This window comes from Streptomyces sp. NPDC056128, assembly GCF_042263835.1.
Taxonomy (GTDB): Bacteria; Actinomycetota; Actinomycetes; order Streptomycetales; family Streptomycetaceae; genus Streptomyces.
The window spans coordinates 67,270-91,281 of record NZ_JBHJVQ010000002.1; the positions used below are offsets into that span (position 1 = coordinate 67,270).

Annotated in this window: 21 protein-coding genes; 12 read left to right on the forward strand and 9 right to left on the reverse strand. The window is 72.8% G+C overall.

Features of this window, described 5'->3' with window-relative positions; all coding sequences use genetic code 11:
* Positions 1-10 precede the first annotated feature (10 nt).
* On the forward strand, positions 11-883 hold the full coding sequence (locus ACFC1X_RS04260) for an acyl-CoA thioesterase (protein ID WP_376348647.1): 873 nt from the start codon (positions 11-13) through the stop codon (positions 881-883).
* Between the two features lie 14 nt (positions 884-897).
* Here ACFC1X_RS04260 and ACFC1X_RS04265 read toward each other — a convergent pair whose 3' ends face one another.
* Positions 898-1,686, reverse strand: a complete 789-nt coding sequence (locus ACFC1X_RS04265) for a phosphatase (RefSeq protein ID WP_376348648.1) — start codon at positions 1,684-1,686, stop codon at positions 898-900.
* A 62-nt stretch (positions 1,687-1,748) separates the two neighbouring features.
* On the reverse strand, positions 1,749-3,545 hold the full coding sequence (locus ACFC1X_RS04270) for a PucR family transcriptional regulator ligand-binding domain-containing protein (RefSeq protein ID WP_376348650.1): 1,797 nt from the start codon (positions 3,543-3,545) through the stop codon (positions 1,749-1,751).
* Positions 3,546-3,659: 114 nt separating this feature from the next.
* Here ACFC1X_RS04270 and ACFC1X_RS04275 point away from each other — a divergent pair, with 114 nt between their 5' ends.
* Genes ACFC1X_RS04275 through ACFC1X_RS04285 form a run of 3 tightly spaced genes read left to right on the forward strand, consistent with a single transcriptional unit; the run spans position 3,660 to position 7,847 of the window.
* Positions 3,660-5,123, forward strand: coding sequence for a sodium:solute symporter (locus ACFC1X_RS04275; RefSeq protein ID WP_376348652.1), 1,464 nt, complete (start codon positions 3,660-3,662; stop codon positions 5,121-5,123).
* Between the two features lie 52 nt (positions 5,124-5,175).
* On the forward strand, positions 5,176-6,165 hold the full coding sequence (gene speB / locus ACFC1X_RS04280; protein ID WP_376348653.1) for an agmatinase: 990 nt from the start codon (positions 5,176-5,178) through the stop codon (positions 6,163-6,165).
* Positions 6,162-7,847 (forward strand): thiamine pyrophosphate-binding protein, encoded by a 1,686-nt coding sequence (locus ACFC1X_RS04285; protein ID WP_376348654.1) that lies wholly within the window; start codon positions 6,162-6,164, stop codon positions 7,845-7,847. The genes speB and ACFC1X_RS04285 overlap by 4 nt, the downstream gene beginning before the upstream one ends.
* A 13-nt stretch (positions 7,848-7,860) precedes the next feature.
* On the opposite strand, the gene ACFC1X_RS04290 is transcribed toward ACFC1X_RS04285, so the two are convergent.
* The 3 genes from ACFC1X_RS04290 to ACFC1X_RS04300 all read right to left on the reverse strand — a co-directional run bounded on the left by ACFC1X_RS04290 (position 7,861) and on the right by ACFC1X_RS04300 (position 9,526).
* Positions 7,861-8,676, reverse strand: coding sequence for an endonuclease I family protein (locus tag ACFC1X_RS04290; RefSeq protein ID WP_376348656.1), 816 nt, complete (start codon positions 8,674-8,676; stop codon positions 7,861-7,863).
* A 107-nt stretch (positions 8,677-8,783) separates the two neighbouring features.
* Positions 8,784-9,197 (reverse strand): SRPBCC domain-containing protein, encoded by a 414-nt coding sequence (locus ACFC1X_RS04295; RefSeq protein ID WP_376348658.1) that lies wholly within the window; start codon positions 9,195-9,197, stop codon positions 8,784-8,786.
* Complete coding sequence (locus tag ACFC1X_RS04300) at positions 9,194-9,526, reverse strand: ArsR/SmtB family transcription factor (protein ID WP_376348659.1); 333 nt, start codon at positions 9,524-9,526, stop codon at positions 9,194-9,196. Before ACFC1X_RS04300 ends, ACFC1X_RS04295 begins: the two co-directional genes overlap by 4 nt.
* 159 nt (positions 9,527-9,685) lie before the next feature.
* Between ACFC1X_RS04300 and ACFC1X_RS04305 the strand changes: the two genes are divergently transcribed.
* The 3 genes from ACFC1X_RS04305 (at position 9,686) to ACFC1X_RS04315 (ending at position 15,394) form a co-directional block, all read left to right on the forward strand.
* Positions 9,686-13,405, forward strand: coding sequence for an ABC transporter ATP-binding protein (locus ACFC1X_RS04305; protein WP_376348661.1), 3,720 nt, complete (start codon positions 9,686-9,688; stop codon positions 13,403-13,405).
* Positions 13,406-13,482: 77 nt separating this feature from the next.
* Complete coding sequence (locus ACFC1X_RS04310) at positions 13,483-13,875, forward strand: hypothetical protein (RefSeq protein WP_376348663.1); 393 nt, start codon at positions 13,483-13,485, stop codon at positions 13,873-13,875.
* A gap of 94 nt (positions 13,876-13,969) precedes the next feature.
* Entirely contained in the window at positions 13,970-15,394 is a 1,425-nt protein-coding gene (locus tag ACFC1X_RS04315) for a S28 family serine protease (RefSeq protein WP_376348665.1), read from the forward strand.
* A gap of 22 nt (positions 15,395-15,416) precedes the next feature.
* Here ACFC1X_RS04315 and ACFC1X_RS04320 read toward each other — a convergent pair whose 3' ends face one another.
* Positions 15,417-16,088, reverse strand: a complete 672-nt coding sequence (locus ACFC1X_RS04320; protein ID WP_376348667.1) for a hypothetical protein — start codon at positions 16,086-16,088, stop codon at positions 15,417-15,419.
* A 124-nt stretch (positions 16,089-16,212) separates the two neighbouring features.
* Positions 16,213-18,060, reverse strand: coding sequence for a glycoside hydrolase family 3 protein (locus ACFC1X_RS04325; RefSeq protein WP_376348669.1), 1,848 nt, complete (start codon positions 18,058-18,060; stop codon positions 16,213-16,215).
* Positions 18,061-18,603: 543 nt separating this feature from the next.
* On the opposite strand from ACFC1X_RS04325, the gene ACFC1X_RS04330 reads away from it, so the two are divergent.
* Both ACFC1X_RS04330 and ACFC1X_RS04335 read left to right on the forward strand, forming a co-directional pair.
* A complete protein-coding gene (locus ACFC1X_RS04330) occupies positions 18,604-19,122 on the forward strand; it encodes a hypothetical protein (protein WP_376348671.1) in 519 nt (172 codons plus the stop codon).
* Between the two features lie 90 nt (positions 19,123-19,212).
* The gene (locus tag ACFC1X_RS04335) at positions 19,213-20,055 is read left to right on the forward strand and encodes a DUF4097 domain-containing protein (RefSeq protein WP_376348673.1); all 843 of its coding nucleotides are present in this window, start codon (positions 19,213-19,215) and stop codon (positions 20,053-20,055) included.
* Between the two features lie 10 nt (positions 20,056-20,065).
* On the opposite strand, the gene ACFC1X_RS04340 is transcribed toward ACFC1X_RS04335, so the two are convergent.
* On the reverse strand, positions 20,066-20,983 hold the full coding sequence (locus tag ACFC1X_RS04340; RefSeq protein WP_376348675.1) for a LysR family transcriptional regulator: 918 nt from the start codon (positions 20,981-20,983) through the stop codon (positions 20,066-20,068).
* A 109-nt stretch (positions 20,984-21,092) separates the two neighbouring features.
* On the opposite strand from ACFC1X_RS04340, the gene ACFC1X_RS04345 reads away from it, so the two are divergent.
* Entirely contained in the window at positions 21,093-22,037 is a 945-nt protein-coding gene (locus ACFC1X_RS04345) for an EamA family transporter (RefSeq protein WP_376348677.1), read from the forward strand.
* On the forward strand, positions 22,034-22,675 hold the full coding sequence (locus tag ACFC1X_RS04350; protein ID WP_376348678.1) for a GNAT family N-acetyltransferase: 642 nt from the start codon (positions 22,034-22,036) through the stop codon (positions 22,673-22,675). Before ACFC1X_RS04345 ends, ACFC1X_RS04350 begins: the two co-directional genes overlap by 4 nt.
* Here the strand turns inward: ACFC1X_RS04350 and ACFC1X_RS04355 are convergent.
* Entirely contained in the window at positions 22,659-23,459 is an 801-nt protein-coding gene (locus ACFC1X_RS04355; RefSeq protein ID WP_376349750.1) for a sugar phosphate isomerase/epimerase family protein, read from the reverse strand. The two genes, ACFC1X_RS04350 and ACFC1X_RS04355, sit on opposite strands and share 17 nt — an antisense overlap.
* 203 nt (positions 23,460-23,662) lie before the next feature.
* Between ACFC1X_RS04355 and ACFC1X_RS04360 the strand changes: the two genes are divergently transcribed.
* Positions 23,663-24,001 (forward strand): hypothetical protein, encoded by a 339-nt coding sequence (locus ACFC1X_RS04360; protein ID WP_376349752.1) that lies wholly within the window; start codon positions 23,663-23,665, stop codon positions 23,999-24,001.
* The last annotated feature ends 11 nt before the right edge of the window (positions 24,002-24,012 follow it).

Here is a 24,012-nt window from a genome sequence, read left to right on the forward strand (position 1 = left end):
CCCTCGGGGCATGAGCGAAGCACTCCAGTCCCTCCTCGACCTGCTCGACCTCGAGCGGATCGAGGAGGACATCTACCGCGGCCACTCCCGCTCCGCCGTCGTCCCCCGGGTCTTCGGCGGGCAGGTGGCCGCCCAGGCGCTGGTCGCCGCCGGACGCACGGTCCCCGAGGACCGGCACGCGCACTCCCTGCACGCGTACTTCCTGCGCCCCGGCGATCCCGGCGCCCCCATCGTCTACAACGTCGACCGGCTGCGCGACGGCCGCTCCTTCACCACCCGCCGGGTGGTCGCCGTCCAGCACGGCAAGCCGATCTTCGGCCTGTCGGCGTCCTTCCAGACGTACGAGGAGGGCCTGGACCACCAGGCCCCCATGCCGTCAGCCCCGGACCCGGCGACGCTGCCCACCGGCGAGGAGCGGCTGCGGAGCTACCCGCACCTGCCCGCCGACACCGTCGAGCGGTTCCTGGAGGCCCGCGCCGCCGTCGACCTGCGCTACGTCGACGACCCGCCGTTCGGTGACTTCGGCACCCCGCGCGACCCGCACTCCCAGGTGTGGTTCCGCACCAACGGCAAACTCGCGGACGACCCCCTCCTGCACGTCGTGCTCGCCACGTACGTCTCCGACATGACGCTCCTCGACTCGGTGCTGCTCGCGCACGGGCGCGGCGGCTGGGCCGTCGGGGACGTGGTCGGTGCCTCGCTGGACCACGCCATGTGGTTCCACCGGCCGTTCCGCGCCGACGAGTGGCTGCTGTACGACCAGCAGTCCCCGTCCGCGTCCGGCGGCCGGGGACTGGGGCAGGCCCGGATCCACACCCAGGACGGGCGGCTCGCGATCTCGGTCATCCAGGAGGGTGTGGTGCGGGTCCCCCGCGAGCGCTGAGGGCCCGCGGGGGGCTACTTCAGCCCCGCCTCCGTCAGCAGGTAGGCCGTCATCGGGTCGTAGTAGCGCGGGCTGACCACGTGGTCGTCCAGCGGCACCGCGACCTGGAGGGTGCCCTCGGACTCGGCGAGGAAGAGGGCCGGGTCGTTGCAGTCCGCGTAGCCGACGGAGTCGACGCCGTGCTGGGCGGCACAGCCGGCCCAGCCGTGGTCGGCGACGACCAGGTCGGGCAGCGGGCGGCCCGCGCGCTCCAGGCCGGCGAGGATCGCCTTCATCGGCTCGCCGGAGTGGGTGTGCCACAGCGAGGCACCGTGCTCCAGCACGGCCACGTCCGCGAACTGCTGTACGTATCCCTCCTCCGTCGTCAGCCCCTCAGGGATCACGACGATCTCGCAACCGGCGGTGCGCAGCGCGTCGGCCGTGGCGCGGTGCACGTCGAGCAGGCCGCCCGGGTGGCCGGTGGCGAACAGCACCCGCTGCTCGCCGTCGGCGGCCTTGCGCAGCCGCCCCGCCATCCGCTCCAGCGCGGCCACGGTCAGCTCGGGGTCGATGGTGTCCTGGCCGTACCGGTATTCCGGGTCGTCGTTGACGCCGACCCGCTCCGCCATCACCGCGAGCACGTCCTGCTCGTCGGTCCAGCGGTCGCCCAGCTCCAGACCGAGCCAGAAGTTGCGGTCGCCGTTCGCCAGCTTCCGGTAGTGGGAGAGGTTGTTCTCGCGGGGCGTGGCGACGTCGCCCGCGATACGGGTTCTGACGAGGTGCTCGGCGAGTTCGGCGCGGCTGGGTGTCCCGGGTATCGGCATGGCTCCCATTGTGAGGCAGCCGCCAGTCGGCGTCTCCGGCATGTCGCGCGCTGGGACGCGGGTCACCTCCGCAGCGCGAACCAGAGTTCCATCCGTACGTCCGGGTCGTCGAGGTCGGTGTCCAGCAGGGCCGCGCAGCGGGCGATGCGCTGCCGGACGGTGTTGCGGTGCACGGACAGGGCGACGGCGGTGCGGTCCCAGCTGCCGTGCAGGGAGAGCCAGGTGCGCAGCGTCTCGGTGAGCGCCGGGACGTCCGCGACCGGCGCGAGCAGCGCACGCGCGTGCGCCTCGGCCTCGCCGTCCGGCACCAGGTCGGCCAGCGCGGGCCGCGCGCCGTGCCGGACCAGCGGCACCCGCGTGGCCCGCGCCCGGGCCAGCGCCCGAGCCGCCTGCGCATCGCCGGCCGGCCACTCGGCGGGACCGACGGCAGCACTGACCCCCATCACCCACCCACCCTGCGCCACCGGCCCCACTCCGGCCCCGCTCCCGGCCCCCGGGGCGGCCCCGGCCGGGGCTCCCGGCCCTGCCCCGGCTCCGGCTACCTGGCTTGCTCCGGTACCGGCTCCCGCGCTCGATCCGGTTCCGGCCCGCGGGCCTGCCCCGCTTCCGGTCCCCGCGCTCGCCCCGGCTGGGGCTCCCGGGCCTCCTCCGGTTTCGGCTCGCGCGCTCGCTCCCGAGTGCGCCCCGGCTCCACCCCCCGGACCCGCCCCCGCCAGGCCCTCGGCCCCGCTGCGGGAAGCCACGGTCGGAGAGGTCACCGGTGTGCCGCCCGTTTCCCTGCCGTCCGGTGGGGGTGCCTGGGAGGCCGGGACGAGTACGCGTACGACGTCCTCGGTCGTGTCGACGAGGGGGGAGCCGAGGGCCGTGCCCAGGGCGGAGGCGGAGACCGGGTCGGGTGTTCCGGTGTCCGGGCGGGCGTGGACGACGTGCCAGTGGGTGACGCCCCCGCCGCCGAGGAGCGGCGCGGCCTCCTCGGGGCGGGCGCCCAGCAGCAGCCGTACGAGTGCCGAGGAGCGGGCCGCGCCCGTGCCGCTCTGGTGCTCGCCGGTGAGCAGGGAGAGCAGGACGGCGGCGACCGACGCGATGGTGTGGTCCCCGGATTCCCGGTGCGGCGCGGCGACCCCGAGGACGAAGCCCTGCCCGGTGCCGAGCGCGTACGCGGCGAGACGGGTGCCGGCCACCGTGTCCGTGGCGGTGGTGGAGGTGTGGCCGGTGACGAACCGGGACAGCTCCGCCAGCGCCCGCCGCACCTCGCCCCCGGGCTCCCGCCCCGCCGCCGCGATCTCCGTGCCCTCCGGCCCGTACAGCACCGCCCGCCCGTCGAGCCGCCCCGCCAGCCGGCGCAGGACCGACGGCACCGGATCCGGACGGGAGGCCGCCGCGGCCAGACCCTGCTGCGCCTCGGAGACCCGGCGCAGCTCGGCCAGCCGGGCCCGCGCCATCAGCTGCCACACCGCGCGGGCCACGCCCGAGAACGTCGTCCTCGGCGGCACCTCCACCAGCGGCAGCCCGTGCGCCTCGCAGGCCGCGACCAGCGCCCCGGGCACGGTGTCGTGCACGGGCGCCAGCCCGAAGCCGAGCGCCGCGCCGCCCGCCGCGACGATCCGCGACACGTAGGCGTCGAAGTAGCTCCCCGAGCCCGCCCCCTCCGGGACGTGCACCCCCGCCGTGAGCAGCAGCTCGCCGCCCAGCAGGTACGGATAGGGGTCCGACATCTCCGAGGTGTGCGCCCAGTGGACCCGCACGTCCGCCGCCGCGGGCCCGGCGATCTGGCGCAGCCCCAGGTCGTCCCGCGACAGCAGTGCCGCCAGTGACACCGGGGGAGTGGGAGGCGTGGGTGGCGCGGCCGGCTCCTGCATGATGGACGTTTCCTCCATTCGAGCGATCCCGAATAGATGAAACGTACACTTCGCAGTCGCTTTTCAGCCACCTAGTGTCAACCCGGACCGAGTGCGCGAAGGAGGGCTCCCCCCATGGCCGTCGACTACATCGTGATCGTCGTCTATCTCGCCGGCATGCTCGCCATGGGCTGGTGGGGCATGCGCCGTGCCAAGTCCAAGAGCGAGTTCCTCGTCGCCGGGCGCCGGCTCGGCCCCGCGATGTACTCCGGGACCATGGCGGCGATCGTCCTCGGCGGCGCCTCCACCATCGGCGGCGTCGGCCTCGGCTACCAGTACGGCTTCTCGGGCGCCTGGATGGTCGTCACCATCGGCCTCGGCCTGCTCGCCCTGTCCGTCTTCTTCTCCGCCCGCATCGCCCGCCTGAAGGTCTACACCGTCTCCGAGATGCTCGACCTGCGCTACGGCGGCAAGGCGGGCGTCATCTCCGGCGTCGTCATGTGGGCGTACACCCTGATGCTCGCGGTCACCTCGACCATCGCCTACGCCACGATCTTCGACGTCCTCTTCGACGTGAACCGCACCCTCGCGATCATCCTCGGCGGCTCCATCGTCGTCGCCTACTCCACCCTCGGCGGCATGTGGTCCATCACGCTCACCGACATGGTGCAGTTCGTGGTGAAGACCATCGGCGTGCTGCTCCTGCTGCTGCCCATCGCGGTGGTCAAGGCCGGCGGCTTCAGCGAGATGAAGGCCCAGCTGCCGACCGAGTACTTCGACCCGCTGGGCGTCGGCGGCGAGACCATCTTCACCTATGTCCTGATCTACACGTTCGGCATGCTCATCGGTCAGGACATCTGGCAGCGCGTCTTCACCGCCGGCAGCGACCGCACCGCGAAGTGGGGCGGCACCATCGCCGGCACCTACTGCCTCGTCTACGCCGTCGCCGGCGCCGTCATCGGCACCGCCGCCAAGGTGCTCTACCCGAACCTCGCCAGCCCCGACGACGCCTTCGCCACCATCGTCAAGGACGAACTCCCCATGGGCGTGCGCGGACTGGTGCTCGCCGCCGCCCTGGCCGCCGTGATGTCCACCTCGTCCGGCGCCCTCATCGCCTGCGCCACCGTCGCCAACAACGACATCTGGTCCCGGCTGCGCGGCGTCATGCGCAAGACGGACGGCGAACACGACGAGGTGAAGGGGAACCGCGCCTTCATCCTCGCGATGGGCGTCGCGGTCGTCGTCATCGCGATCGCCCTCAACGACGTCGTCGAGGCCCTCACGGTCGCCTACAACCTGCTCGTCGGCGGCCTCCTCGTCCCCATCCTCGGCGGCCTGCTGTGGAAGCGCGGCACGGCGCACGGCGCCCTCGCCGCCGTGGCGGTCGGCGGTGTCACCGTCGTCGGCCTGATGGCCGGCTACGGCGTCCTCGCCAACGAGCCGATCTACTACGGCCTCCTGGCCTCCCTCGCCGTCTACGTCGCCGTCTCCCTGGCCACCCGCCCCACCGACGAGGCGATCCTCGCCGCGTGGCGCGAACGCCTCGCCGGACGGTCCCCCGAATCCCCGTCCGAACCGCCGGTCCCGGCACACCAGTAGAGTCGGACGGCAGTAGTACATACGCGACGAAGCGTAAGAAGGAAGGCAGTACATGAGCAGCAACGAGACGCCCCGCGGCCCCGTCGACTCCTCCCGGATCCCGCGCTACGCCGGACCCGCGACCTTCGCCCGGCTGCCCCGCCTGGACGAGGTCTCCTCCGCCGACGTCGCCGTGGTCGGCGTGCCGTTCGACTCCGGCGTCTCGTACCGGCCCGGCGCGCGGTTCGGCGGCAACGCCATCCGCGAGGCCTCCCGCCTGCTGCGCCCGTACAACCCGGCGCAGGACGCCTCCCCCTTCGCCCTCGCCCAGGTCGCCGACGGCGGCGACATAGCGGTCAACCCCTTCAACATCAACGAGGCCGTCGAGACCGTGGAGGCCGCCGCCGACGACCTCCTCGGCACCGGCGCCCGCCTGATGACGCTGGGCGGCGACCACACCATCGCCCTGCCGCTGCTGCGCTCGGTCGCGAAGAAGCACGGCCCGGTCGCCCTGCTCCACTTCGACGCCCACCTGGACACCTGGGACACCTACTTCGGCGCCGAGTACACGCACGGCACGCCGTTCCGGCGCGCGGTGGAGGAGGGCGTCCTCGACACGTCCGCGCTCTCCCACGTGGGCACCCGCGGCCCGCTGTACGGCAAGCAGGACCTCACCGACGACGAGAAGATGGGCTTCGGCATCGTCACCTCCGCCGACGTCTACCGGCGCGGCGCCGACGAGGTCGCCGACCAGCTCCGCCAGCGCATCGGCGACCGCCCCCTCTACATCTCCATCGACATCGACTGCCTCGACCCCGCCCACGCGCCCGGCACCGGCACCCCCGAGGCCGGCGGCATGACCTCCCGCGAACTGCTGGAGATCCTGCGCGGGCTGGCATCCTGCAACCTGGTCTCCGCCGACGTCGTCGAGGTGGCCCCCGCCTACGACCACGCCGAGATCACCTCCGTCGCGGCCTCCCACACCGCGTACGAACTCACCACGATCATGTCCCGCCAGATCGCGCAGGCCCGCGCGACGGACCAGGAGACCGAGAGCAAGTGACCCACGACCACGACCTGGTACTCCGTCCGACCGCCGCCCAGACGGAGGCAGCGCTGAACCCTCCCCCCGGCCGCAACGGCGGAGACCTGGTCGTGGAGACCCTGGCCGGGCTCGGCGCGACCACCGTCTTCGGCCTGCCCGGCCAGCACGCCCTCGGCATGTTCGACGCGCTGCGCCGCTCCGACCTGCGCTACATCGGCCTGCGGGTGGAGAACAACGCCGGTTTCGCGGCCGACGCGTACGGCCGGATCACCGGTGAGGCGGCCCCGCTGCTCCTGTCGACCGGCCCGGGAGCCCTCACCTCCCTCGCCGCGCTCCAGGAGGCGCGGGCGGCCTCCGCCCCCGTCCTCGCGATCAGCAGCCAGATCCCCACGGCCGGCCTGGGCGGCGGCCGCCACGGCTACCTCCACGAACTCCCGGACCAGGCGGCCTCGTTCCGCGGTGTGGTGAAGTCCGTCCACACGGTCCGCACCCAGTCCCAGATCCCGTCCGCGATCGCGGAGGCGTGGACGTCCGCGCTGACCGTCCCGCACGGACCGGTGTGGGTGGAGATCCCGCAGGACGTCCTCCTGTCCGAGACCCCGGTCCCGGTGGTGACCGGCGGCGACACCTTCCCCGAGGAACTGCCCCCGCGCCCCGAACTGACGGCGGTGGCGGCCGACCTGCTGTCCCGCGCGGAACGCCCCGTGATCATCGCGGGCGGCGGCGTCGTACGCGCGGACGCCTCGGGCAAGCTGAGGCAGCTCGCGGAGCGGCTCGCGGCCCCCGTCGTCACGACCTTCGGCGGCAAGGGCGCGTTCCCGTGGACGCACCCCCTGTCCCTCCAGTCCTGGCTGGAGGACCGCCACACGACGGACTTCCTGGAGGACGCCGACGTCCTCCTGGTGGTCGGCTCGGGCCTCGGCGAACTCTCCTCGAACTACCACACGTTCAAGCCGCGCGGCCGGGTCGTCCAGATCGAGGCCGACCTCGGCAAGCTGGAGTCCAACCACCCGGCCCTCGGCATCCACGCCGACGCCCGCCTCGCCCTCCAGGCCCTGCTGGAGACGGTGGACGAGCGCACCGACCCCACCGCCCCCGAGCGGGTACGCGCGGTCCTCGACCGGGTCCGCGAGCGCATCGCCGCCCAGGAACTCACCCTGGAACAGGACGTACTGGCCTCCGTTCGCAAGGCCCTCCCGCCCGGCGCCCCGTCCTTCTGGGACATGACGATCCTGGCCTACTGGGCGTGGTCGGCCTTCGACGCCAAGGCGCCCAACACCATGCACTCCGCCCAGGGCGCGGGCGGCCTCGGCTACGGCTTCCCGGCGGCACTGGGAGCCGCGGCCGCCGACCCCACCCACCCGGTGCTGGCGGTCTCCGGCGACGGCGGCGCCCTGTACTCCATCGCCGAACTGGCCACCGCCCGCCAGTACGACCTGAACGTCACCTGGCTGATCGTCGACGACGGCGGCTACGGCATCCTGCGCGAGTACATGACCGACGCCTTCGGCCGGCCGACCGCCACGGAACTGACCCGCCCGGACTACGTGGCCCTCGCGGAGTCGTTCGGCGTACCGGGCACGCGCACGTCGCCGGAGACACTGCAGGCCGACCTCGCGAAGGCCCTGGCCGCACCGGGACCGTCCGTGGTCGTCCTCCCGGCCGTCCTGCGGATGTTCGCACCGACGCACCTCGACTGAGGCGGCGGAACGCCTACCAGATCGCCTCGACCCACTCCGGGTGGTCGACGAACGGGTTGCGGTTGTGCTGGTAGGTGTCGTAGATGACCTGGTTGCGGCGCTCCTCGAAGGCGTCCGGCGGGTCCTCGTCGTTCCACGTCTTCAGCACGGACAGCTTGCCGATGTAAGGGTTGCTGCCGTTGTCGACGCTGCCGTTGACCTCCAGGTCGGCGAAGCCCTCGCCGCCCTCGTAACGGACCGCCATGTAGAAGATCATGCGGGCCACGTCGCCCTTGACCGCGTCGCGGGGCTCGAAGGAGTCGGCGTCGGTGAGGCTGCCGCCGCTGTCGGTGAAGCCGCTGCCGCCGTCGTCGAAGTCCTTGTTGCCCCGCACGCTGTTGACCCCGACGTCCTCGGGGCGCAGGTGGTGGATGTCCGTGCCCGGCCCGGTCGCGGTGCCGAAGTCGCCGTGGGACTTGGCCCACACGTGCTCGCGGTTCCAGTCGCCGGAGTCGCCACCGTTCGACGACTTGCTGCGGGAGAGGCCCGAGTAGAGCAGGATCACGCTGCCGCTGTCGGCCGGATCCTGGTCGGTCGTCTTCAACGCGTCCCAGACCGCCGAGTACGAGAGCTTGGTCTGGTCGCTGATGATCGTGTGGAGCGAGGACTTGAGGCTGTCGCCCGTCTTGCCGATCGCGTCCTTGTAGTACGTGTCGTCGTAGTCCGCCGTGGCCGCCGGGGCGGTCGCCCCGGCCGGGGTCGCGGTCAGGGAGGAGGCGGCGAGCCCGGTGAGGGCGGCGGCGGCCGCGAGGGCGGCCGCCTTCCGGCGCCCGGTGCGTATCGCGAGCATGTGGGGTGTCCGATCTACGCGTGTTGAGGAGAACGGTAGACCGAGCGTGACATGGACATGTTGGAGGTCGGGTGTACGCGACGTGGCGATTGCGTGCCGGGTACGGCTCAGGCGGCCTCGTCCAGGGCCCTGTCGAGGCGGTTCAGGACGCGGGGCCAGCCGTGGCCCATGCCCTCGTAGGCCTGTCGGCCCATCGGGGAGTCGAGGTCGAAGCCCGCGTGGGTGAGGACGAGGCGGGTGCCTTCGCCCTCCGGGCGGAGCGTCCAGGTGATGGTGGTGTCGAGGGTGCTCTCGGCGAATCGGTAGGCCAGCAGGCGCTGGTCGTCCACCTCGGTCACCTCGCAGGGCTGGCTGCCGAAGTTGCCCATGTCCAGGGTGAAGCGGTGTCCGACGACGGGCTTGACGTCACCGGCGGCCCACCAGCGGGCGTGCAGGTCCGGGTCGGTGAGGGCCTTCCACACCGCCGCCGGGGGGTGCGGCAGGAACTTCTCGCAGGTGATCGTGTTGTTGTTCTCGGTCATTTCTCTTCTTCTTCTCTTCTCGCTTCTTCCTCGTCCAGGAGGGCCGCCAGCGCGTCCAGGCGCTGCGTCCAGTAGTGCTCGAACGGGTGCAGCCACTCGCTCACCTCGGCCAGCCGGGCCGGCTCGAGGTGGTAGATGCGGTGCCGGCCGCGCGGCTCCTCGCGCACCAGTCCGGCGGTGCGCAGCACCGCCAGGTGCTCGGACACCGCGGGCCTTCCCAGCTCGAACATCCCGGCCAGCTCACCCGTCGAACGCGGTCCTTCACGCAGGTGCTCGAGCAGTCTGCGGCGCACCGGGTTGGCCAGCACTCCGAACACGTCCGTAGGCATGACCGCACGATACGTCGGAGAATTCCGACGCGTCAAGAATCTCCGACGCGTCGGTCCGGGCCGGCCCGAAGTGTTGCGACGGGATGAAATCCCCGCTCGCGGGCGTTGGTGCCTTCCGGTAGATCAGGTGCAGCAGGACGACCGACCGGAGGGCACGGCGTGGACGCGCAACGGGGATGGACACGACGACTGGCGGGATACGCCTGGCGCTACCCCAAGGACGTCGTCCTCGCCCTCGGTGCCTCACTGGGCGGCATGGCCGTCATGGCCCTCGTCCCCCTGATCACCAAGGTGATCATCGACGACGTGATCGGCGACAAGACCAGGGACATGGCCGTCTGGGCCGGTCTCCTCGTCGGCGCCGCGGCCGTCGTCTACGTCCTGACCTACATCCGGCGCTACTACGGCGGCCGGCTCGCCCTCGACGTCCAGCACGACCTGCGCACCGACATGTACGGGACGATCACCCGGCTCGACGGGCGGCGGCAGGACGAGCTGTCCACGGGCCAGGTGGTGGGGCGGGCGACCAGCGACCTCCAGCTGATCCAGGGCCTGCTCTTCATGCTCCCGATGACCATCGGGAACATCCTGCTCTTCCTGATCTCCCTGGTCATCATGGCGTGGCTGTCGCCCCCGCTGACGCTGGTGGCCGTCGCCGTCGCCCCCGCGCTGTGGTTCATCGCCCGCCGCAGCCGCAGCCGCCTGCACCCCGCCACCTGGTACGCGCAGGCCCAGGCCGCCGCCGTCGCGGGCGTGGTCGACGGCTCGGTGAGCGGCGTCCGCGTGGTGAAGGGCTTCGGGCAGGAGGACCAGGAGACCGGGAAGCTCCGGGCGGTCGGGCGCAAGCTCTTCGCCGGGCGGCTGCGGACGATCAGGCTGAACGCCGCGTACACCCCGGCCCTCCAGGCGGTCCCCGCGCTCGGCCAGGTGGCCATGCTGGCCCTCGGCGGCTGGCTCGCGGTGGGCGGGCACATCACGCTCGGCACCTTCGTGGCCTTCTCCACCTACCTCGCCCAGCTCGTCGGCCCGGTCCGGATGCTCGCCGTGGTCCTCACTGTCGGCCAGCAGGCCCGCGCCGGCACCGAACGCGTCCTGGAGCTGATCGACACCGAGCCGTCGATCGAGGACGGCACCAAGACGCTGCCGGCCGACGCGCCCGCGACCGTCGAGTTCGACGACGTGTCCTTCGGCTACGACGCCGAACGGCCCGTCCTCGACGGCCTCTCCTTCGAGATCCGCGCCGGTGAGACCCTCGCCGTCGTCGGCTCCTCCGGTTCCGGCAAGTCCACGGTGTCGCTGCTCCTGCCGCGCTTCTACGACGTCACGCGCGGCGCCGTCCTCGTCGGCGGCCACGACGTGCGCGAGCTGACCACCGACTCGCTGCGGGCCGCCGTCGGACTGGTGCCCGAGGACTCGTTCCTCTTCTCGGACACCGTCCGCGCCAACATCGCGTACGGCCGTCCGGACGCCACCGACGAGGAGATCGAGGCCGCCGCGCGGGCCGCGCAGGCGCACGGGTTCGTCAGCGAGCTGCCCGACGGCTACGACACGACCGTCGGCGAGCACGGCCTGACCCTCTCCGGCGGCCAGCGCCAGCGCGTCGCCCTCGCCCGCGCCATCCTCACCGACCCCCGGCTGCTCGTCCTCGACGACGCCACCTCCGCCGTCGACGCCCGCGTGGAGCACGAGATCCACGAGGCGCTGAAGCAGGTCATGCGGGGCCGCACCACGCTCCTCATCGCGCACCGCCGCTCCACCCTGGGCCTCGCCGACCGCATCGCCGTCCTCGACCGCGGCCGCCTCGCCGACCTCGGCACCCACGAGGAACTCCAGCGGCGCTCCGCCCTCTACCGCCGCCTGCTCACCGACCCCGACGAGCTGGGCGGCGTCTCCCCGGGGCACACCCCCGCCGCCGGACCGCGGGAGGACACCTCCGTCCGCGAGGAACTGGACGCCGAGTTCGACGCCGAGCGCGGCGTCACCCCACGGCTGTGGACCGGCGACCGCACCCCGAAGGACACCGCCCTCGCCGGCACCCCGGCCACCCCCGAACTGCTCGCCCAGGTCGACGCGCTGCCCCCGGCGGACGGCACCCCGGACATCGACGAGACGCGGGCCGTCCAGCCGGAGGAGTCGTACGGTCTGCGCCGCCTGCTGCGCGGCTTCCGCACCCCCCTGCTGATCAGCCTCGCCCTCGTGGCCGTGGACGCCGGTATGGGCCTGCTGCTGCCGGTGCTGATCCGGCACGGCATCGACGAGGGCGTCACCCAGCTCGCCCTCGGCGCGGTCTGGGCGGTCTCCCTGCTCGGCTTGGTCGCGGTGCTCGCCCAGTGGACGGCGCAGACCGGCGAGATCCGCATGACCGGCCGGACGGGCGAGCGGATCCTGTACTCGCTCCGCCTGAAGATCTTCGCCCAGCTCCAGCGGCTCGGCCTCGACTACTACGAGCGCGAGCTGACCGGCCGGATCATGACCCGGATGACCACCGACGTGGACGCGCTGTCGACGTTCCTGCAGACGGGACTCGTCACCGCCTTCGTCTCGATCGTCACCTTCTTCGGCATCCTGGTCGCCCTGCTGGTCATCGACGTACAGCTCGCCTTCGTCGTCTTCGCGACGCTGCCGCCGCTGATCATCGCCACGTACTTCTTCCGCAAGGCCAGCGTGAAGGCCTACGAACTGGCCCGGGAGCGGGTCTCCACGGTCAACGCCGACCTCCAGGAGTCGGTGGCGGGGCTGCGGATCGTGCAGGCGTTCCGGCGCGAGCGCGACGGCGGGCGGCGGTTCGCCGAGCGCAGCGACGGCTACCGGCAGGCCCGCATCCGGGGACAGTGGCTGATCTCGATCTACTTCCCGTTCGTGCAGCTGCTCTCCTCGGGCGCCGCCGCGGCCGTACTGATCGTGGGCGGCGGCCGGATCGACGACGCGACGCTGACCACCGGCGCGCTGGTGGCGTACCTGCTCTACATCGACCTGTTCTTCGCGCCCGTCCAGCAGCTCTCCCAGGTCTTCGACGGCTACCAGCAGGCGTCCGTCTCGCTGGGCCGCATCCAGGAGCTGCTGCGCGAGCCGACCTCCACCCGGGCCGCGGAGAAGCCGGCCGAGGTCACGTCCCTGCGCGGCGAGCTGGCCTTCGAGGACGTGCACTTCCGCTACGGCGCCGAGGAGGAGGCCCTCACCGGCATCGACCTGCGCATCCCCGCCGGACAGACCGTCGCCTTCGTCGGCGAGACCGGCGCGGGCAAGTCGACCCTGGTGAAGCTGGTGGCCCGGTTCTACGACCCGACCGGCGGCCGGGTCACGGTCGACGGGCAGGACCTGCGCGCCCTCGACCTCACCTCCTACCGGCACCGGCTGGGCGTCGTCCCGCAGGAGGCGTACCTCTTCCCGGGCACCGTGCGGGACGCCATCGCCTACGGCCGCCCGGACGCCACCGACGCCGACGTGGAGGCGGCGGCGCGCGCGGTCGGCGCGCACGAGATGATCGCCACGCTCACCGGCGGCTACCTCCACGAGGTCGCCGAGCGGGGCCGCAACCTCTCCGCCGGGCAGCGGCAGTTGATCGCGCTGGCCCGCGCCGAGCTGGTCGACCCGGACGTGCTGCTCCTCGACGAGGCGACGGCCGCGCTGGACCTGGCCACGGAGGCGCAGGTCAACCAGGCCACCGACCGGATAGCGGGCCGGCGGACGACGCTGGTCGTCGCCCACCGGCTGACCACGGCCGCCCGCGCGGACCGCGTCGTCGTCATGGACGGCGGGCGGGTCGCCGAGGACGGCACGCACGACGAGCTGCTGGCGCTCGACGGACGGTACGCGCGGCTGTGGCGGACCTTCGTCGGCGCGGCGGAGCCCGAGGAGCCGGTCGGCGCGGCACACTGACGCTCGCGCAACCATTCGACACCCGGCACGCGTCCGTACATCCGTACGTCAGTGACCGCCGTACGGAGGGGACCACAGTGGGCCGAGCCGGTGCTGGGACACGACGCGGGCCGGCGCTCGTCACGGCCTTGCTCGTGGCGGCCGGGCTGCTCGCCGTGGCGACGCCGCAGGACGCCCATGCCGCCACGGCGTGCTCGGGCCGCAAGGTACGCACACTCCCGTTCGCGACGGGGTCGGTCCTCGTCCACAAGCGCGGCGGCTACGTCTGCGCCGTCACCGTCCCCAAGAAGCCCGGCACCAAGCGGCAGATGTCCGTCAGTGTGCGGGCGCGCGGGGGCCGTGCGGTGGTGGACTCGGGGCGGTACGCCTACCGGGCGGGGCCCGTGACGGTGCACGCCGGGAAGCGCTGCGTATGGGTGACCGGCAAGGTCTCCGGCCGCTCGGTCAGCTCCGGCTGGATCCTCTGCTGAGGCGGCCACCGCCCGCCATTTCCTCATCTCCCCTGGTGCGCGCGCGACTTGCTCCGATAGCTTCCGGCGGACATCCGTTTCACAGGGAGGGTGCATGCGCAAGGCGCTCAGATGGCTGCTGGCGCTCGTGGTGCTCATAGGCACCGTCAGCACGGCGGGGGCGGCCACCGCCGCCGAGCCGAAGGCCGTCGACATCAAGGACCGGCTGCTGTCCATACCGGGCATGAGCCTGATCGAGGAGAAGCCGTACACCGGCTACCGCTTCTTCGTCCTCAACTACACGCAGCCGGTCGACCACCGGCGTCCGTCCAAGGGCACGTTCCAGCAGCGGATCACCGTCCTGCACAAGGACGTGAACCGCCCGACGGTCTTCTACACCGGCGGCTACAACGTCTCCACGAACCCCAGCCGGCGCGAGCCGACCCAGATCGTGGACGGCAACCAGGTCTCCATGGAGTACCGCTACTTCACCCCGTCCCGGCCGGCGCCGGCCGACTGGTCCAAGCTGGACATCTGGCAGGCGGCCAGCGACCAGCACCGCATCTTCAAGGCTCTCGAGCCGCTCTACAAGAAGAACTGGATCTCCACCGGCGGCTCCAAGGGCGGCATGACCGCCACCTACTACGAGCGCTTCTACCCGCGCGACATGGACGGCGTCGTCGCCTACGTTGCCCCCAACGACGTGGTCAATCGCGAGGACTCGGCGTACGACCGCTTCTTCGCCCGCGTCGGCACCGAGGAGTGCCGCGACAAGCTGAACGGCGTGCAGCGCGAGGCGCTGGTGCGCCGTGCGCCGCTCAAGAAGAAGTACGAGGCGTACGCGGCCGAGAACGGCTACACCTTCGACACCATCGGCAGCCTGGACCGCGCCTACGAGGCCGTCGTCCTCGACTACGTCTGGGGCTTCTGGCAGTACAGCACCGTCGACGACTGCGCCGACATCCCGGCCGACGCCAAGAACGCCACCGACGAGGCGATCTGGGGCTCCGTCGACTCGATCTCCGGCTTCTCCGCCTACACGGACCAGGGCCTGGAGACCTACACGCCGTACTACTACCAGGCGGGCACCCAGCTGGGCGCGCCGACGATCCACTTCCCGCACATCGAGAAGAAGTACATCCGCTACGGCTACCAGCCGCCGCGCAACTTCGTGCCCCGGTCGATCCCGATGCGGTTCGAGCCGTGGGCCATGTGGGACGTCGACCGCTGGGTGAGGCACAACGCCCGGCAGATGCTGTTCGTGTACGGCGAGAACGACCCGTGGGGCGCCGAGCCCTTCCGCCTCGGCCACGGCGCGCGCGACTCCTACGTGGTCACCGCGCCCGGCATGAACCACGGGGCCAACGTCGCCGGTCTGGTCCCCGACCAGAAGGCGAAGGCCACGGCCCGCATCCTCGACTGGGCGGGCGTCGCCTCCGACAAGGTCCAGGAGAACCCGTCGGCGGCCAAGCCGCTGGCCACGTTCGACGCCAAGCTGGACAAGCGGGACGTCGAGCGCGAGCCGGCGCTGCGCCCGTAGCACGGTGACTGTGCCCGGCCGCTCACAAGGGCCGGGCACAGCCCACCGGCCGGGCACCGCCGAGGCGGACGTACAGGCCGGTCGAGGCGGGGCAGTCGGCCCGGTGGACGACCGCCTCGACCACCTTGAACTGGGGCTCGCGTGCACCCGTTCCGTCGCACGCGGTCTCGCGGACCTTGCCGTCGCCGGTGTCGTGGACGCAGTCGCCGACGATGGTGCGCGGTCCGCCACCGCCGCCCGGGTCGCCGGGGTGCGGTGGCTGGAGATTGCGCATGCAGGCGTAGCCCTGGGGCACGACGCCGTCGCCGTCCTCGTCGGCGGAGGGACGCTGCTCGCTGATGTGCAGGACGAAGTCGGTGGTGGCGGGGCACGGCGGCCCGTCGCTCGCGCGGCCGTCCTCCCGGGCCACGACCCGCGCCGCCGCCCGCTCGCTGTCGCACGGCACCTCGGTGGAACTGACCGTGCCGAACGAGCCGCACTCGTCGACCGCCAGGAACACCGCCCCGTACCCGGAGGTCGGCACCGCGGCCGGCGCCGACCGCGACGCCGTGGCCCCGCCGGACCGCCCGTCCCCGGAGGCCGTGCCGCCGGTGTCCCCACCGGCCGGGCCCGCCGGGCTCTGGCAGCCCGTCAGCAGCAGGGCGCACAGCACCGGCAGCGCCCACCGCACTCCCGCGGCCCGTCTCTCACGCATCGCCGTCCCCCTGGATCCCCGGTCCAGCGTGACCCGCCGCAGCGGGCGCACGCCAGACGCGCGGGGTGCTTCGGGCACGGTCGCCGGGAGCGCCCCCGGCGCGTGACGTAGGCCGCGCTACGCCCTACGACCGGTAGGACAGCCCGTGCCCGAGGGGGTACAGCACCGTGTCCGGATCGTCCGCCCGGACCACCGGCACCGGCAGCTTCCCGCGCGGCCGGACCCGCCCGGCGATCACCCGGGCCGCCGCCCGCACCTCGACGTCGGTCCAGGAGTAGGCGGCCAGGTGGGCACGGACGCCGGGGAGGTGGGCCACGTCGTACGGGTTGCGGATCGCGACCGCGACGACCGGTTTCCCGGTCTCCAGCAGCCGTGTGACCAGGGTGCGCTGGCTGCTGGCCGCCGTGACGTTGTACGTCGCGACCACCACCGCGTCCGCGTCCCCGGCGGCCGCGACCGCGCCGTCGATCACGGCGGCGGAGGGGGCGGTGCCGGTGGACAGGGCGGTGGCCGTGAAGCCCAGCTCCGTCAGCGCGCCCGCGAGCACCCCCGTGGGCGGCCCGGTCGTGCCCGACGGCGAGGCGGGGTCGGCGCCCACGACGAGCACGCTGCGATGCTCGCGCCGCGACAGCGGCAGCAGCCGGTCCTCGTTGACCAGCAGGGTGGTGGTCCGCTCGGCGATCCGGTCGGCGGCGGCCAGGTGCCCCCGGGTGCCGACGGTCCGGTCGACGTCCCGGCGGCTGGTGTAGGCGTCCCGGAACAGCCCCAGCTTCGCCTTCAGCCGCAGCACCCGCAGGATCGATTCGTCGAGCCGTGCCTCGGTGAGTTCGCCGTCCCGTACGGCCGTCAGGACCGCGTTCCAGGCGAGGTCCAGGTGCGGCGGGTTGAGCAACTGGTCGACGCCCGCCTTCAGCGCCAGCACCGGCACCCGTTCGTCGCCGTACTTGGTCCGCACGCCCTCCATGCCGAGCGAGTCGGTGACCACGACCCCGTCGTAGCCCAGTTCCTCGCGCAGGATGCCGGTGAGGATGGGGCGCGAGAGGGTGGCCGGGTCGCCGGAGTCGTCGAGCGCCGGGACCACCAGGTGCGCGGTCATGATCGCGTCGATGCCGGCGTCGATCGCCGCGCGGAAGGGCGGCGCGTCCAGCGTCTCCCACTCCTCGCGGGTGTGCGTGATCTCCGGCAGGCCGGTGTGGCTGTCGGTGGCGGTGTCGCCGTGCCCGGGGAAGTGCTTGGCGCACGCGGCGACCCCGGACCGCTGGTACCCCGTCACCTCGGCGGCCACCATCTCCGCCACCGCCTCCGGATCGGCGCCGAAGGACCGTACGCCGATCACGGGGTTGGCCGGGTTGACGTTCACGTCGGCGACGGGGGAGTAGTCCTGGCGGACGCCCATCGCGTGCAGTTCGGCGCCCGCGATCCGGCCGAGGGTGCGGGCGTCGGACCGCGATCCGCCGGCGCCGACGGCCATCGCGCCCGGGAAGAGGGTCGCCGGTTCGCCCACGCGGGCCACTATGCCGTGTTCCTGGTCCGTGGAGATCAGCACCGGGAGGCCGCGCGGCATCTCCAGGGACGCCTTCTGGATGCCGTTGGAGAGGTCGGCGATCTGGTGCGGGTCGCGGGTGTTGTGCGCCCAGGCGAAGTAGATGACGCCGCCGACCCGGTACTTGGCGACCAGCTCGGCCGCGGTGCGGACGCCGATCTCCTTGAGGTTGGCGTCGATGTCGGCCTGGTCGGGGGCGGTCGCGGAGTGGCCGTAGACCCGCATGACGAAGAGCTGGCCGACCTTCTCCTCCAGCGTCATGCGGGAGATCAGGGCGCGGAGCTTGGCGTCGTCGGGCCGGTGCGGGTGGGCGTACGCCGTGCCGCCGCCGGCCGCCAGGGCCGCGGTGACGACCGCGGTGGCGGTGAGGACGGTACGTCTGGAGGGGTGTGCGGTGCTTCCCGTGCCGGCCGTGCTGCTGTGGTGCACGTGCGCTCCTTCCGGAGTGATCCGCTGGGGATCGCTGGAGAGCTGCTGAAGGAAACTGCCAAGGAGCCACCAATATCCAGGAAGTTTCTGCCAGTCAAGGGACCGCACAGGAGTAGCCCGAAGCCGCGCGGGGGCCGGGGGAGTCAGGGGCAAGGGGCCGCCGTCGGCGCTAGGGAGGGGGCACGCCGACGGCGACGGCTGCCGGCCGCGGCTCGGCGGAAGGGTGGCCGACGCCGCGCCGCGGAGACTCGTCCGGCAGCGTGCGGGTTGGACGGGGGAGGCGGGGGCCGGGTTCCCGGTTCCGGTGGGTGTCCCGGTGGCGGCGCGCTGCCGAGCTTGGCGCCGAGTGGTGCCACATGGCGCCATGTGGCGCCGGATGATGCCATTCCGGGTTTCTGTGGGCGCTCGTCGAGGTGTGGCGCCTAGGCCGGCCGGGTTGATGTCGTCGCATCCTTGCAGGTCAGAGTTCGATGTGCCGCCCAGGCGGGTGCGATGGCGCCGTGCGGCTTGCGCATGGGGCCATCATGGTGCCATGATGATGTCATGGACCTCACGCCGTATGTCGACACCCTCCGCCGCGAACTCGCGGTGGCCGCCGAAGCCGGCGGTGAAGAAGCCCGCGAACTGGCCGAACGGCTCACCGCCCCACTGGAGTCGGCGACCAGGCTGACCATGCTCAACGTGCTCTCCGCGGCGATGGACGAGATCACCCGCGAACTCGCCCCGGGCTCGGTCGACCTGCGGCTGCGGGGGCTGGACCCCGACTTCGTCGTGACCGTGCCGCCCACCGACGGCGGCGGCCTCGGCGAGCCGACCGCACCCGTCGAACCGCTCAGGCCGCAGGCACCCGCCGAAGGCGACGAGGGCGGCACCGCCCGCGTCAACCTGCGCCTGCCCGCCCACCTCAAGTCGCGCGCCGAGGAGGCCGCGAGCCGCGAGGGCCTGTCGGTCAACGCCTGGCTGGTGCGGGCCGTGTCGGCCGCCGTCGAGGGCGGCAACCGCCCGCGCACGACGGAACGCACCCAGAACGTCGGACAGAGCTTCACGGGCTGGGTGCGCTAAGGAAGTCGCACGCCGCACGCCCGCTCCACCTCACCCACACCACGTCCCACCAGCGGGGACGGCCCAACGACTCATGAGGACGGGACAGCCATGCCTTCTTTCGACACTCCCGAACCGATCTCGGTCACCGCGCATGTGGAGGCCGGTTCCATCCAGTTCACGGCGGGCGACCGCACCGACACCGTCGTCGAGGTCCGGCCCCGCAACGCGAAGAAGGACATCGACGGCCGCACCGCGGAACAGACCGAGGTCACCTGCGCGGGCGGCGCACTGACCGTCAGGACCCCCAAGGCAGGCCTGTTCGGCCGCTCCGGCACCGTCGACGTGACCGTCGAACTGCCCGCGGGCTCGCGCATCGACCTGACCGGCGCCTGGACCCAGGTGCTCGGCGAGGGCCGGCTCGGCGAGGTCCGCGTGAAGGTCTCGTCCGGCGACGTCCGCTTCGACGCCACCGGCCCGCTCAACCTGACGGCGTCCCACGGCTCGATCACCGTGGACCGCGTCGAGGGCGGCGCGGAGATCGCCACCAGCTCCGGCAGCCTGCGCGTCGGCCTGCTCGACGGCTCCGCCGTCCTGAAGAACTCGCACGGCACCACGACCGTCGGCACCGCCGTCGGGGAGCTGCGGGTCAACGGCGCCAACGGAGACATCGACGTCGCCCGCGCCGAGGACTCCGTCACCGCCACCACGGCCCACGGCACCCTGCGGGTGGGGCGCGTGACCCGCGGCTCCGTCCAGTTGCAGACCAGCTACGGCGCCATCGAGGTCGGCGTCGCCGAGGGCACGGCCGCCTGGCTCGACGTCAACTCGCGTTCGGGGCAGGTGCGCAACACGCTCACCTCGTCCGGGAGCCCGGAGAAGACCGAGGAGGCCGTCGAGGTCCGCGCCCGCACCCGGCACGGCAACATCGACATCCGCCGCGCCCGGGACTGAGCACGCCCGGCTACGGGACGGTGTGCGCCGAGGCCGCCGGCCAGTGGGCCCGCAGCGTGCGTACCGTCTCCGCGATCGCCGGACGGCGCGCCGCGCCCGCCCGCCACAGTGCGTACAGCCGCCGTACCGGCATCGGGTCGAGCGGCACCTCCACCACCCCGGCCGGCAGCGGACCGCGCCCCAGCCGGGGGATCAGGGCGATGCCCAGCCCGGCCGCGACCAGGGCGACGAGCGTCGGATTCTCGTCCGCCTGGTGGACGATGTCCGGCTCGTGCCCGGCGCCCCGCAGGGTCCGCATCAGCCAGTCGTGGCAGACCCGGCCGGGCGGCTGGCAGATCCACCGCTCCCCGCCCAGCTCCGCACGCCGGACGGCGGCCCGGCCGGCGAAGCGGTGCCCCTCCGGCACGAGCAGATCGCACAGGTCCTCGCCGATCGGCGCCTGCTCCACCCCGGTCGGGGCCGGCAGCGGGGCGATGTCCCAGTCGTGCGCCACCACCAGGTCGACGGCGCCCTTCGCCACCAGGTCCACGGACAGATGCGGGTCGACCTCGGTGAGCCGGGCGTCGAGCGCCGGATGACGGGCGGCCAGGTCGGCCAGCACGGAGGGCAGCAGACCGCGCGCCGCCGACGCGAACGCGGCCACGGTCAGCCGCCCCGACGGCACCCCGCGCCGCTCCTCCAGCCGGGTCTCCGCCCGCTCCACCAGGGCCAGCAGCTCGACGGCGGTGGCGGCCAGCTGCCACGCCTCGTCGGTGAGCCGGACCCCGCGTCCCTCCCGTTCCAGGAGCACGGTCCTGGTCTCCCGCTCCAACTTGGCGATCTGCTGCGACACCGCGGACGGCGTGAACCCGAGCGCGGCGGCGGCCGCGCCCACCGTGCCGTGCACGGACACGGCGTGCAGGGCACGCAGACGCTGAAGATCGAGCACGACGCCCTCCCGGCACTGAATAGCTAGGACGAATAGTTAGTACTGCTTCATCCAACCATGCAGCAATCATCGCTGGTGCTACACAGTACGGGGGCGCGATCCTCGACGCATGCGACCTTCCCACCTCCTCCTCGCCGTGCTCGTCGCCGCCGTCTGGGGCGTGAACTTCACGGTCATCGAGGTCGGCCTCGACCACTTCCCGCCGCTGCTCTTCTCCGCCCTGCGCTTCCTGGCGGCCGCGCTGCCCGCCGTCTTCCTGGTGGGCCGGCCCAAGGTCGCGTGGAAGTGGATCGTGGCGGTGGGGCTGGTGCTGGGCGTGGCCAAGTTCGGCCTGGTCTTCGTGGGCATGGACGCGGGCATGCCGGCCGGCCTGTCCTCCCTGGTCCTGCAGATCCAGGCGGTGTTCACCGCGGTGATCGCCGCCGCGGTCCTGGGCGAACGCCCCTCCCGCGTCCAGGCGGCGGGCATGCTCGTCGCGCTGTCCGGCATCGGTGTGGCGGCGTTCGACGAGGGCGCGTCCGGCCCGCTGGGCGCCTTCGTGATGGTCGTCGGGGCGGCCGCCGCGTGGGGACTGTCCAACGTCCTCACCCGCAAGGCGTCCCCGCCCGACGCCCTGAACTTCATGGTGTGGGTGTGCACCGTCCCGGTGCTGCCGCTGCTGGCCCTCTCCCTGCTGACGGAGGGCCCGGACGCGGACCTCGCGGCACTGCGCGGCCTGGACTGGCAGGGCGCGGGCACGATCCTCTACGTGGCCTGGGTCTCGACCGTCTTCGGCTTCGGCGCCTGGGGCTGGCTGCTGCGCCGTCACCCCGCGTCGACGGTCGCGCCCTTCTCGCTCCTGGTCCCGGTCTTCGGGATGTCCTCGGCGGCGCTCTTCCTCGGCGAGGCGGTGACGCCACTGCGCTGGTGCGCGGCGGCACTGCTGGTGGGCGGGGTGGCGCTGACGACGCTCACGGGCCGACGCGCCCGCAACCGGACGCCGCACGTGATCGCGTCGGCCCGCCCGCAAATCATTGGACGGCCCCCCGCGCCGGCGGAAGAATCCGTCCGGTGACGTTCGCACTGAAGGGCCCGACCCTCGAAGGCACGCTGGTACGACTGGAGCCGCTGGGCCACCGGCACGCGGCCGACCTCGCGGTGGCGGCGGAGGAGGACCGCGGCGGCTACGCGTACACGTGGGTGCCGAGGGCCGACGAGGTCGGCGGCTACATCGACGCCCAACTCTCCCGCGCGGCCTCGGGGCGGCTGGCGCCCTACGCGCAGATCTCCCTCGCCACCGGGCGGGCGGTCGGCGCCACCGCCTACTGGGAACCCCGCTCCTGGCTCACCGACGACGCCCTCGACGCGATCGAGGTCGGCTTCACCTGGCTGGCCGCCTCCGCCCAGGGCACCGGTACGAACGCCGAGGCCAAGCTGCTCCTGTTCCGCCACGCCTTCGAGGTCTGGCAGGTGTCCCGGGTCGACCTCAAGACCGACGCCCGCAACGCCCGTTCCCGGGCGGCGATCGAGAAGACCGGCGCCCGTCTCGAGGGCGTCCTGCGCAACTGGTCCCGCTCCTGGGCGCCGGGCGAGGAGGGCCGGCTGCGTGACTCCGCGATCTACTCGATCACGGCGGCGGAGTGGCCCGAGCGCCGGGACCGGCTGGAGCGCCGGGTCCGGTCGGCGGCGGACGCCCTCACGCCGCGTCGGTGAGCAGCCGGGTCAGGTGCTCGCGGCCGGCCGCCAGCAGCTCGGGCAACGGGGCGGCGGACTCGTACCACCGCTTCTCGTACTCCCAGCACAGCCAGCCGTCCCAGCCGTGCCGGGAGAGGACGTCCACCACCTCGGTGAGCGGCAGCACGCCCGCGCCCAGCGCCAGCGGGGTGGTGTCCTCGGCGGAGGCGATGTCCTTGACCTGGACGTAGCCGAGGTGCGGGGAGAGGGCCGCGTACGACTCGAAGGGCTGCTCGCCGCCCAGCCAGGTGTGCATCACGTCCCACAGGGCGCCGACCTGGAGGTGCCCGACCAGCCCGAGGACGCGCATCGCGTCGGCGCCCGTGCGGTGCGAGTCGTGGGTCTCCAGGAGGATGCGGACGCCGAGGTCGGCGGCGTACTCGGCGGCCGTGCCCAGCCGCCGGGCGGCCGTCGCGTCGGCCTCCTCGGCGCTCTGCTCGGTGCCGCCGCCGGGGAAGACGCGGATGTACGGGGCGCCCAGGTCGCGGGCGAGTTCGAGCAGGGCGTGGACCTCGGCGAGGACCGGCTCGTCGTCACCGGGCGCGGCCACCCGCGCGTACCCGGCCACACCGAGCAGTTCCACGCCGGACGCCTTGAACTCGGCCGCCACGGCCGCCCGTTCGTCCGGGGACAGACCCGGGTGCACCGGTTCCTCCGGATGGGCGCGCAACTCGACACCGTGGTAGCCGTGCGCGGTCGCGAGGCCCAGCACATCGGTCAGGGGCAGCCCGGGAACACCGAGGGTGGAGAACGCCAGCTTCATGGTGCCGGAGAGTACCCGCCCCACCGCACCGCACTCCTCCGCGTGAACAGGGTGTCGCCGATCGGACCCTCCCAGCCTGCCCGGCTGGCCTCGCGCTGCACTCTCGGGCGCCCGGGCCGTTCGGACATGGCAGGCTCTGGAGCATCACCGTCTCGCAGAGGCAGGCGAACGGCCTCACCTACGACCAGTCCCGGTGCCATCTCATCCCGAGCGTCCTCGGCGGAAAGGGTACGAGCGAGCTCACGCGGCGCAACCTCGTCCCCTGCTGGCAGAGCGGGATGAACACAGGTACGCCCAGCATGCGGACGTACGAGAAGATGGCCGAGGACCTGGTCGAGGGCGATATCGCCCTCTTCGGGCCGGCCGACGCGATTTTCTACGAGGTGACGCCCGTCTATAGGTACGCGAACAGCACCGTCCCGACCGGTGTCACGATGAGGGCGACGATCCAACGGGCGAACGGGACAACCGAGGAACTGTTCCCGAACGTCTACGTCACCAACACCTACACCAGCACTGGGTTGCACAACCTCGGTAACTGATTTCACCCAGA

Excerpts from the sequence above, each read along its gene's own strand:
- ACFC1X_RS04260 (WP_376348647.1), top strand. The coding sequence starts at position 11 with ATGAGCGAAGCACTCCAGTCCCTCCTCGACCTGCTCGACCTCGAGCGG.
- ACFC1X_RS04265 (WP_376348648.1), bottom strand. The coding sequence starts at position 1,686 with ATGCCGATACCCGGGACACCCAGCCGCGCCGAACTCGCCGAGCACCTC.
- ACFC1X_RS04270 (WP_376348650.1), bottom strand. The coding sequence starts at position 3,545 with ATGCAGGAGCCGGCCGCGCCACCCACGCCTCCCACTCCCCCGGTGTCA.
- ACFC1X_RS04275 (WP_376348652.1), top strand. The coding sequence starts at position 3,660 with ATGGCCGTCGACTACATCGTGATCGTCGTCTATCTCGCCGGCATGCTC.
- speB (WP_376348653.1), top strand. The coding sequence starts at position 5,176 with ATGAGCAGCAACGAGACGCCCCGCGGCCCCGTCGACTCCTCCCGGATC.
- ACFC1X_RS04290 (WP_376348656.1), bottom strand. The coding sequence starts at position 8,676 with ATGCTCGCGATACGCACCGGGCGCCGGAAGGCGGCCGCCCTCGCGGCC.
- ACFC1X_RS04295 (WP_376348658.1), bottom strand. The coding sequence starts at position 9,197 with ATGACCGAGAACAACAACACGATCACCTGCGAGAAGTTCCTGCCGCAC.
- ACFC1X_RS04300 (WP_376348659.1), bottom strand. The coding sequence starts at position 9,526 with ATGCCTACGGACGTGTTCGGAGTGCTGGCCAACCCGGTGCGCCGCAGA.
- ACFC1X_RS04315 (WP_376348665.1), top strand. The coding sequence starts at position 13,970 with ATGCGCAAGGCGCTCAGATGGCTGCTGGCGCTCGTGGTGCTCATAGGC.
- ACFC1X_RS04320 (WP_376348667.1), bottom strand. The coding sequence starts at position 16,088 with ATGCGTGAGAGACGGGCCGCGGGAGTGCGGTGGGCGCTGCCGGTGCTG.
- ACFC1X_RS04330 (WP_376348671.1), top strand. The coding sequence starts at position 18,604 with ATGGACCTCACGCCGTATGTCGACACCCTCCGCCGCGAACTCGCGGTG.
- ACFC1X_RS04335 (WP_376348673.1), top strand. The coding sequence starts at position 19,213 with ATGCCTTCTTTCGACACTCCCGAACCGATCTCGGTCACCGCGCATGTG.
- ACFC1X_RS04345 (WP_376348677.1), top strand. The coding sequence starts at position 21,093 with ATGCGACCTTCCCACCTCCTCCTCGCCGTGCTCGTCGCCGCCGTCTGG.
- ACFC1X_RS04355 (WP_376349750.1), bottom strand. The coding sequence starts at position 23,459 with ATGAAGCTGGCGTTCTCCACCCTCGGTGTTCCCGGGCTGCCCCTGACC.